This is a genomic window from Saccharothrix sabaoui (assembly GCF_051756985.1).
Classification (GTDB): Bacteria; Actinomycetota; Actinomycetes; order Mycobacteriales; family Pseudonocardiaceae; genus Actinosynnema.
In genome coordinates this window covers 1-8,555 of the sequence record NZ_JBPKJK010000250.1, presented here as the reverse complement: position 1 = coordinate 8,555, position 8,555 = coordinate 1, and the positions used below count along the sequence as shown (strand labels likewise).

Sequence of the window (8,555 nt, the reverse complement as noted above, 5' to 3'; positions counted from 1 at the left end):
GGGCGGCCGGCGTGGTGGTGGCGGTCCGGTACTTCGCGGGCGCGCGGGCCGCCGCGGGGGTGGACGGGGAGGACGTCGGGCTGCCGGCCGACCGGGCGACCGTGGCGGCGGCGCTGGCCGCCCTGGAGGCCCGGCACGGCGACCGGCTGACCCGCGTGCTGCCCGCGTGCAGCTACCTGCTCGACGGGGTCGCGGTCCGGAACCTCGACACGCCCGTGTCGCCCGGATCACAACTGGACGTGCTGCCGCCCTTCGCCGGGGGTTAGCCACGCCCTTCTCGGATGGATTAGGGCGTGACCCAGACCTCACTTTACGTTATGCATTTCGCTCGATCTCGGAACGGAAACGGAACCATAACGGTGCTCTGACCTGGCTAAACGCAAGGGTCGAGGGATCACCCCGTAGTGTTACTGTGACGTGCATCACGTGCGCTTCCGTTTGGCGCGGCCTCTCCGGTTACGTACCGTCGCTTCTCGGTTGGCCCCGACCGACCAGAGCACCACCCGGAACGCCACGCACCGAACCTGTCCACCGGCGTCCCGGGAACACCCCCGAGCGAGAGACAACCGCCGGACAGGAGCTGGGCGACACCCCGGGCCCCGAACCCGAGTCGCCCGAGCAGGTGCGGGTGGGCCGAGAGGGAAATGGCTTCTTACCGAGGCAAGCACCGTCCGTCCGTGTCCCCCGCCGCCCGTCGTGTCGCGAAGGTCGCCGTCGCCGGCGTCATCGTCGGCGCGCCGCTGGCCATGGCCGCCGGCACCGCGTCCGCACAGGGCTCCGGCGTCAACTGGGACGTGGTCGCCGCGTGCGAGAGCGGCGGCAACTGGAGCATCAACACCGGCAACGGCTACTACGGCGGCCTGCAGTTCCTGCCGTCCACGTGGCGCGCCAACGGTGGCTCCGGGATGCCCAATCAGGCGTCCCGCGAGGAGCAGATCCGGGTCGCCGAGAACGTCCTGGCCACCCAGGGCATCCAAGCCTGGCCCGTCTGCGGCCCCAAGGGCCTCGGCGGCGCCGCGGCCCCCGTCCGCCAGGCCCCGGTCCAGCAGCAGCAGCAGCAGAGCGCGCCCGCGCCGGTGCAGCGGCAGCAGTCCGCCCCGGTCCAGCAGCAGGCCGCCCCCGCCCCCGTCGTGGTGGCGCTGCCGTCGTCCAACCCCCAGGGCGACTACGAGGTCAAGGCGGGCGACAGCCTGTCCAAGATCGCGGACGAGCTGAAGGTCGAGGGCGGCTGGGCGAAGCTCCACGAGCTGAACAAGGACTTCATCCCGAACGCCGACCTGATCATGCCGGGCATGAAGATCGCCACCAAGTGATCGTGGTCGGCGCGAGCCGACGCACCACCGGCTGAGGACCCCGACCGCCTTCCCCCGGCGGCCGGGGTCCTTCCCCGTTCCAGGGCTTTCCTCAGGGCATGTTGACCCACTCGTCGGCGCCGTCGGCGAACACCTGCCGCTTCCACACCGGCAGCCGCCGCTTCACCTCGTCGACGAGGTCGGAGCACACGTCGAACGCCTCGCGCCGGTGCTCGGCGGCCACCGCGACCGCCAGCGCCACGTCACCGATGGCCAGCGCCCCGACCCGGTGCGACACGGCGACCGCCCGCACCCCCTCGACGCCGGCCACCACGTCGGCGACCACCTCGGCCACCACGGCGGCGGCCGTCGGGTGCCCGACGTACTCCAGCTCCCGCACCGAGCGCCCGCCGTCGTGGTCGCGGACCACCCCGGCGAACGTGACGACCGCCCCGGCCGCCGCGTGCGCCACCAGCGCGGCGTGCTCCTCCACCGACAGCGGCTGGTCGCTGACGGTCGCCCGCAGCACCTCGGTCACGCGTGGTCACCCCCCGCCACCTGGTCGACGGCGTGCTCCAGCACGGCGTCGAGCACCCCCAGCCCGTCCCGCACCCCGCCCGGCGACCCGGGCAGGTTCACCACGAACGTGCGACCCGCGACCCCGGCCACCCCGCGCGACAGCACGGCGGTGGGCACCCGCGGCCAGGCCGACAGGCGGATGGCGTCCGCCACGCCCGGCACCTCGCGGTCGAGCACCGAGCGGGTCGCCTCCGGCGTGCGGTCGGTGGGGCTGATGCCCGTGCCGCCGGTCGTGACCACCACGTGCACGCCGTCCGCGACGGCCGCGCGCAGCGCCTCGGCGACCGGGTCGCCGTCCGGCACGACCACCGCGTCCGGCACGGCGTAGCCGCGCTCGCGCAGCCAGTCGACGATGAGCGGGCCGCCGCGGTCCTCGTACACCCCGGCGGAGGCCCGGTTGGAGGCGGTGACCACGCGCGCGGTGCGCGGCCGAGACGTCGCGGGAGACGTCGCAGGAGGCGTCACGGGCGGCGTCACGGGCGGCGTCACGGGCGGCGTCACGGGCGGCGTCACGGGCGGCGTCACGGGCGCTCCCAGAGGCCGGTCTTGCCGCCCTCCTTGCGCTCGACCCGCACCGCGTCCATCGTCGCCGCCGGGTCGACCGCCTTCACCATGTCGTGCAGGGTCAGCCCGGCCACGGCTACCGCGGTCAGCGCCTCCATCTCCACGCCGGTGCGGTCGGTGGTGCGCGCGGTGGCCGTGACGCGGACCTCGGCGTCGCCGAGCTCCAACTCCACCTTGACGCTCGACAGCGCGATCGGGTGGCACAGCGGCACCAGGTCCGGCGTGCGCTTGGCCGCCATGATCCCGGCGATGCGGGCCGTGGCGAGCGCGTCGCCCTTGGGCAGGCCGTCGCGGGCGAGCAGCGCCACCACCTCGGCGGTCGTGCGCAGCACGCCGGAGGCGACGGCGGTGCGCGTGGTCGGCTCCTTGCCGGACACGTCGACCATCCGGGCCGCCCCGGCTTGGTCCAGGTGCGTGAACTGCTGGGTCATGCCGCCGATGCTAGGCCCCGGCGGCACGACCCACCCCGGGTCACGCCGGGTCGGCCGCCGCCTTGCGCACCGCGTCGGCCACGGCGGGCGCCACGGAGGTGTCGAACACGCTGGGCACGATGAACGACGCGTTGAGCCGATCGCCGTCCACCACGTCGGCGATGGCGTTGGCCGCGGCCAGCAGCATCGCGTCGGTGATCGTCCGCGCGTGGGCGTCCAGCAGGCCCCGGAACACGCCGGGGAACGCCAGCACGTTGTTGATCTGGTTGGGGAAGTCGCTGCGCCCGGTGGCCACGACGGCGGCGTGCTTCTGCGCCTCCATCGGGTCGATCTCCGGGTCCGGGTTGGCCAGCGCGAACACGATGGCGTCGGGGTTCATCGTGGCGACCTGCTCGGCGCCGAACAGGTTCGGGGCCGACACGCCGATGAACACGTCCGCGCCGACCAGCGCGTCGTGCAGCCGGCCGCTGACGTTGTCCTTGTTGGTGGCGGCGGCGATGGACCTCAGGTTGTCGTCCAGGCCGGGCCGGTCGCGGTGCACGATGCCGTCCACGTCGACCGCGACCACGTCACCGGGCTCCTGCTTGAGCAGCAGCCGGATGATCGCCGAGCCCGCCGCGCCCACGCCGCACACCACGAGCTTGCAGTCGGAGATCTTCTTGCCGACGACGCGCAGCGCGTTGCGCAGGGCGCCGACCACGACGATCGCGGTGCCGTGCTGGTCGTCGTGGAAGACGGGGATGTCGAGCTTCTCGCGCAGCCGGGCCTCGATCTCGAAGCAGCGCGGCGCGGCGATGTCCTCCAGGTTGATGCCGCCGTAGACGGGGGCGATCAGCTCCACCGCGCGGATGATCTCCTCGGTGTCCTGGGTGTCCAGGCACACCGGCCACGCGTCGACGCCCGCGAACTTCTTGAACAGCGCCGCCTTGCCCTCCATCACCGGCAGCGCGGCGGCCGGGCCGAGGTTGCCCAGGCCCAGCACGGCCGAGCCGTCGGTGACCACGGCGACCGTGTTGCGCTTGATGGTCAGCCGGCGGGCGTCGTCCGGGTTCTCGGCGATGGCCTGGCAGACGCGGGCGACACCGGGCGTGTAGGCGCGGGAGAGGTCGTCGCGGTTGCGCAGCGGCACCTTGGACGAGATCTCGATCTTGCCGCCGAGGTGGACCAGGAACGTCCGGTCGGACACCTTGCGGACGACGATCCCGGGCAGCAGCTCCAGGGTGTCGGTGATGTCCTTCGCGTGGTTGGCCGAGAGGGCGTTGCACGTGAGGTCGATGATGACGCGGTCGGTGTGGGACTCGACGACGTCGAAGGCCGTGATGACGCCGCCGGCCCGACCGACCGCCGAGGTGAGGTCACCCGCGGCCGACGCCGACGGCGGGGCCTCCAGGCGGACGGTGATCGAGTAACCAGGGCCGGGGACCGGCATCGAACCTCCCAGAACTGCACTGCTCAGGCGGGAGTCGAGAGTAGTCCCGGACGAATTGCGGAACGCGCGCGGCTCGACGGCCGCGCGCGCCACTTCGGGGCTAGCGGTTGATCTCGGTGACCGGGTGGTGGTATCCGAGCTCCTCGACCGGCAGCGGGAAGGTGACCTTGCCGAACGGGGACAGCGCGCCCTGCACGTCGGCGGCCAACTCGCTGACCGCGTGCTTGTCGCCTTCCGGGGCCTCCGGCCAGTTCGGGTCGATGCGCTCGGGGCGGAGCTTGGCCACTGTTCCTCCTCGGTGGTGCCTGCTTCGCGGACAAGTGTGCCTCACGTCGCGGCCCCGGTCCCGGCGCGGGGACCGGACCGGTCCCGGGGTACCCGGAATCCGAGAGCATCGTCACCTGTGGCCTGGCTAACCCGGGTCGCGGCGGTCGGGGTGGTGCCCACCGCCGTGCCGCCCCGGGCGGCGGGCATATAACGTGGTGGGGATGTCCGGCACCACCCTCGCCGAGTGGCTGCGGGCGCAGGACGACACCGCGCTCGTGGCACTGCTGCGCGCCCGGCCGGACCTGGCCACGCCGCCGCCCGCCGACACCTCCGTCCTGGCGACGCGCATCGGCTCGCGCGCCTCGGTGGCGCGGGCGTGCGAGGACCTCGACACGATGACGCTCACCGTGCTCGAAGCGCTGCTCGTGCTGGACGCGGACCTCGCCCCGGTCGGCGTGAAGGCCGTCCGGGCGCTGTTCGGCCGGACCGACGTGCGGCCCGCCCTCGCGGTGCTGCGGGCGCGGGCGCTGCTGTGGGGGCCCGACGACGCCCTCTCCACCCCGCCCGCGACCCGGGACGCGGTCAACCCGTTCCCGTGCGGCCTGGGGCGCTCCGTGCCCGCCCTCGCCGACGCGGACGTCGACGACCTCCCCGAGGACGAGCGGCGGGTGCTGCTGGCCCTCGCCGCCGGGCCGCCGGTCGGGCAGACGAAGGACGCGGCGCAGGTCGTGCCCCTGGCGAGCGCGACGACGCCGATCCAGAAGCTGCTCGCCCGCGGCCTGCTGGTCCGGCGCGACGCGCGGACCGTGGAGCTGCCGCGCGAGATCGGGCTGAAGGTGCGCGGCAGGTCCCCGCTCGGCCCGGTCCAGGCGGTGGAACCCGCGCTGGGCACGGTGGCGCGCGACCCGTCGGTGGTCGACCACACCGGCGGCGGCGAGGCGCTGGAGCTGACCCGGCACGTGGAGGGGCTGCTGCGGAGCTGGTCCGACGAGCCGCCCGCGGTGCTGCGGTCGGGCGGCGTCGGCGTGCGCGAGCTGCGCAAGCTCGCCAAGGACCTGGACGTGGACGAACGCCGGGCCGCGCTGCTGGTGGAGCTGGTCGTCAACGCGGGCCTGGTCGCCGACAGCGACGGGACCGAACCCGGGTGGGTGCCGACGACGCAGACCGACGCGTGGCTGGTCGCCGCGCCCGAGCACCGGTGGGCGACGCTCGCCCAGGCGTGGGTGGACCTGCCCCGGCTGCCGGGCCTGATCGGGCAGCGCGACGACCGCGACCGCCTGCTCAACGCCCTCGCCCCCGAGCTGAACCGGCCGGCCGCGCCGCGCGACCGGCGGCGCGTGCTGGAGGCGCTCGCCGCGCTGGAGCCCGGCACCGCGGTCACCGACCCGGGCGAGCTGGCCGCCGTGCTGGCGTGGCGCGCCCCCCGGCGGGGCGGCCGGCTGCGCGACGAGCTGGTCCGCTGGACCGTGGAGGAGGGCACGTCGGTGGGCGTGCTCGCGCTGGGCGCGCTCACCGCGCAGGGCCGCACCCTGCTCGCCGAGGGACCGGCCGCGGCGGCCAAGCGGCTCGCCGACGCGCTGCCCGCGCCGGTCGACCACGTGCTGGTGCAGGCCGACCTGACGGTGGTCGCGCCCGGCCGGCTCGACCCGGAGCTGGCCGACGAGATCGCGCTGGTCGCGGACGTCGAGTCGGCGGGCGGGGCCACCGTGTACCGGGTGCACGAGGGGTCGGTGCGGCGGGCGTTCGACGCGGGCCGCAGCGCCGCCGACCTGCACGAGCTGTTCCGGTCGCGGTCGCGGACGCCGGTCCCGCAGTCGCTGACCTACCTGATCGACGACGCGGCCCGCCGGCACGGCAGGCTGCGCGGCGGCGCGGCCGGGTCGTTCCTGCGCTGCGACGACCCCGTGCTGATCGCCGAGGTCCTCGCGCACCCGGCGGCCGAGCGGCTGGAGCTGCGCCGGATCGCGCCGACCGTGGTGGTCTGCCCGCTGCCGCTGGCCGAGGTGCTGGACGTGCTGCGGGCCGCCGGCTTCGCGCCCGCCGCGGAGGGCGCGGACGGCGGGGTGCTCGACCTGCGCGGGGGCGGGCGGCGGATCGCGGGCAAGGGCCGCCGCAGGCCCGCGCAGCCCACCACGCCGTCCGACGAGCAGCTCGGCGAGCTGGTGCGCCTGGTGCGGGCGGGCGACCGCGCGGCGACCACCGCGGGCGGTGCCCGCGTGTCCGTGCCGGGTCACCTGGGCGCGGGACCGTCCGCCACCCTCGACCTGCTCCAGCGGGCCGCCAGGCTGGGCCGCAACGTGCTGGTCGACTTCGTCGACGGGCACGGCACGGCGGCGCGGCGCGTCATCACGCCGCAGGTCGTGGGCGGTGGCGTGCTGGAGGGCGTGGACGTCAGCTACGGCGAGGTGCGCCGGTTCCCGCTGCACCGCATCACGTCGGCCGCGCTGGTCGAGGACGACGGCGCGTAGTCACCGGACGTGGCGCGCGACCACCTGCCGGCGACCTGGCGCCGGGAGCGGGGCGCCCCCGGGTCCGGACACGCCTCAGGGTCCGGACACGCCTCAGGGTCCGGACACGCCTCAGGGCGGCCTCCCGCGAGGGGGCCGCCCCGAGGAGCGAAGGGGGTGTCAGCCCGCGCGGACCGACATCCACTGGCGCATGGCGTGCTCCACCAGCGTGATCAGGGTCTGCTTGGTCGACTGGCGGTTGCGCGCGTCGCACGTCACGATCGGCACCGACTGGTCGATGGTCAGCGCGTCGCGCACGTCCTCGATCCGGTGGTGCAGCAGACCGTCGAAGCAGTTCACGCCGACCACGTACGGCAGCTGCCGGTCGTCGAAGAAGTCGATCGACGCGAACGCGTCGGCCAGCCTGCGCGTGTCCACCAGCACGATCGCGCCGATCGCACCCCGCACCAGGTCGTCCCACATGAACCAGAACCGGTGCTGACCCGGCGTCCCGAACAGGTACAGGATCAGGTCCTGGTCCAGTGACACGCGACCGAAGTCCATGGCCACCGTCGTCGTGACCTTGTTCGGCGTCGCCGAGAGGTCGTCGACCCCGGCGCTGGCCTCGGTCATCACCGCTTCGGTGGTCAGCGGAACGATCTCCGACACGGAACCGACGAACGTAGTCTTGCCCACGCCGAAGCCACCGGCCACCACGATCTTCGCGGAGGTCGTAGGCTTCCGTGCGCCTTCGGCCGCGTTGGGGCTAGAGCCTGCGAAGCCCACTGAGCACCCTCTCAAGGAAATCAATGGACGGCCTGTCCCCCACGACCAAGCCACCCTGGTGAATCAAAACCAAACCCATGCTCGCCATGTCGCCGATGAGCACCCGCGCCACGCCGAGGGGCAGTCGGAGGTGCGCGGCGACCTCGGCCACCGACCTGGTGTCGGTGCAGAGCCCGCAGATCGACCTGTGCTCGGGGAGCACGGCCGCGTCCCGGTCGAGGCCCTTCTCGCTGGTGGAGATCAGGGCCTCGATCGCGAGGTCGTAGTCGGGCCGGGTGCGGCCACCGGTCCTGGTGTACGGGCGGACGAGCGAACCCGACTCGGCGGCCGGGTTCTCCTCCCGTCGCACGACCGGCTGCGGACCGGTCGTGTAGGGCACCTGTTCCGGCACGCTGTCGGGCAGGCCGTGGGCACCGAACAGGTCGGCGCCCGGACCTCCGAACAACCCGCTGCCGTACCCGTCGATGTCGAACCGGTTGGGAACGTCGTCGTAGCCGTACGACGAGTCGTCAACCTCACGCTGTGACATGTCGCCTTGCCCCTGCCCTGTGCCTTCGACCCGTGGTGGCCGCGCCTGTCCGGCCCGGCCGGCCGTCCACGAGTTGGGTGCGTCCTCGGCTTCCTCGTCCTGTGTGGGGTCGGCATCCGGCTCAGCGAAACGGAAACCGCCGACCGCCCACTCCTGGTAGTTGAAGTTCCTACCGAAGCGGCGGCCACCGGCGCCAGATCGTTCAGCCATTTACCCTCACCCCCACGATCT

The 8,555-nt window shown here is 73.9% G+C and carries 8 protein-coding genes and 1 pseudogene; 3 read left to right on the top strand and 6 right to left on the bottom strand.

Translation table 11 applies throughout. The features are described from left to right. The first annotated feature begins 11 nt into the window (after positions 1-11). Complete coding sequence (locus ACR807_RS39620; protein ID WP_438926679.1) at positions 12-266, top strand: MoaD/ThiS family protein; 255 nt, start codon at positions 12-14, stop codon at positions 264-266. A gap of 378 nt (positions 267-644) precedes the next feature. After that, the gene (locus tag ACR807_RS39615; protein ID WP_438926678.1) at positions 645-1,313 is read left to right on the top strand and encodes a transglycosylase family protein; all 669 of its coding nucleotides are present in this window, start codon (positions 645-647) and stop codon (positions 1,311-1,313) included. A 91-nt stretch (positions 1,314-1,404) separates the two neighbouring features. Here the strand turns inward: ACR807_RS39615 and ACR807_RS39610 are convergent. The 4 genes and pseudogenes from ACR807_RS39610 to ACR807_RS39595 all read right to left on the bottom strand — a co-directional run bounded on the left by ACR807_RS39610 (position 1,405) and on the right by ACR807_RS39595 (position 4,581). Next, positions 1,405-2,285: pseudogene (locus ACR807_RS39610) on the bottom strand (molybdenum cofactor biosynthesis protein MoaE). Between the two features lie 107 nt (positions 2,286-2,392). Then, the gene (moaC, locus tag ACR807_RS39605) at positions 2,393-2,866 is read right to left on the bottom strand and encodes a cyclic pyranopterin monophosphate synthase MoaC (RefSeq protein ID WP_438926677.1); all 474 of its coding nucleotides are present in this window, start codon (positions 2,864-2,866) and stop codon (positions 2,393-2,395) included. 40 nt (positions 2,867-2,906) lie between these two features. Then, complete coding sequence (locus tag ACR807_RS39600) at positions 2,907-4,295, bottom strand: NAD-dependent malic enzyme (protein WP_438926676.1); 1,389 nt, start codon at positions 4,293-4,295, stop codon at positions 2,907-2,909. Between the two features lie 100 nt (positions 4,296-4,395). Continuing rightward, on the bottom strand, positions 4,396-4,581 hold the full coding sequence (locus tag ACR807_RS39595; RefSeq protein WP_306745602.1) for a hypothetical protein: 186 nt from the start codon (positions 4,579-4,581) through the stop codon (positions 4,396-4,398). A gap of 202 nt (positions 4,582-4,783) precedes the next feature. On the opposite strand from ACR807_RS39595, the gene ACR807_RS39590 reads away from it, so the two are divergent. Beyond that, positions 4,784-7,030 carry a helicase-associated domain-containing protein gene (locus ACR807_RS39590; RefSeq protein WP_438926675.1) on the top strand — a complete coding sequence of 749 codons (2,247 nt, stop codon included), beginning with the start codon at positions 4,784-4,786 and terminating at the stop codon, positions 7,028-7,030. Between the two features lie 159 nt (positions 7,031-7,189). Here ACR807_RS39590 and ACR807_RS39585 read toward each other — a convergent pair whose 3' ends face one another. Next, complete coding sequence (locus ACR807_RS39585) at positions 7,190-7,795, bottom strand: GTP-binding protein (protein ID WP_438926674.1); 606 nt, start codon at positions 7,793-7,795, stop codon at positions 7,190-7,192. Continuing rightward, a complete protein-coding gene (locus ACR807_RS39580; RefSeq protein WP_438926673.1) occupies positions 7,776-8,534 on the bottom strand; it encodes a DUF742 domain-containing protein in 759 nt (252 codons plus the stop codon). Before ACR807_RS39580 ends, ACR807_RS39585 begins: the two co-directional genes overlap by 20 nt. Between the last annotated feature and the right edge of the window lie 21 nt (positions 8,535-8,555).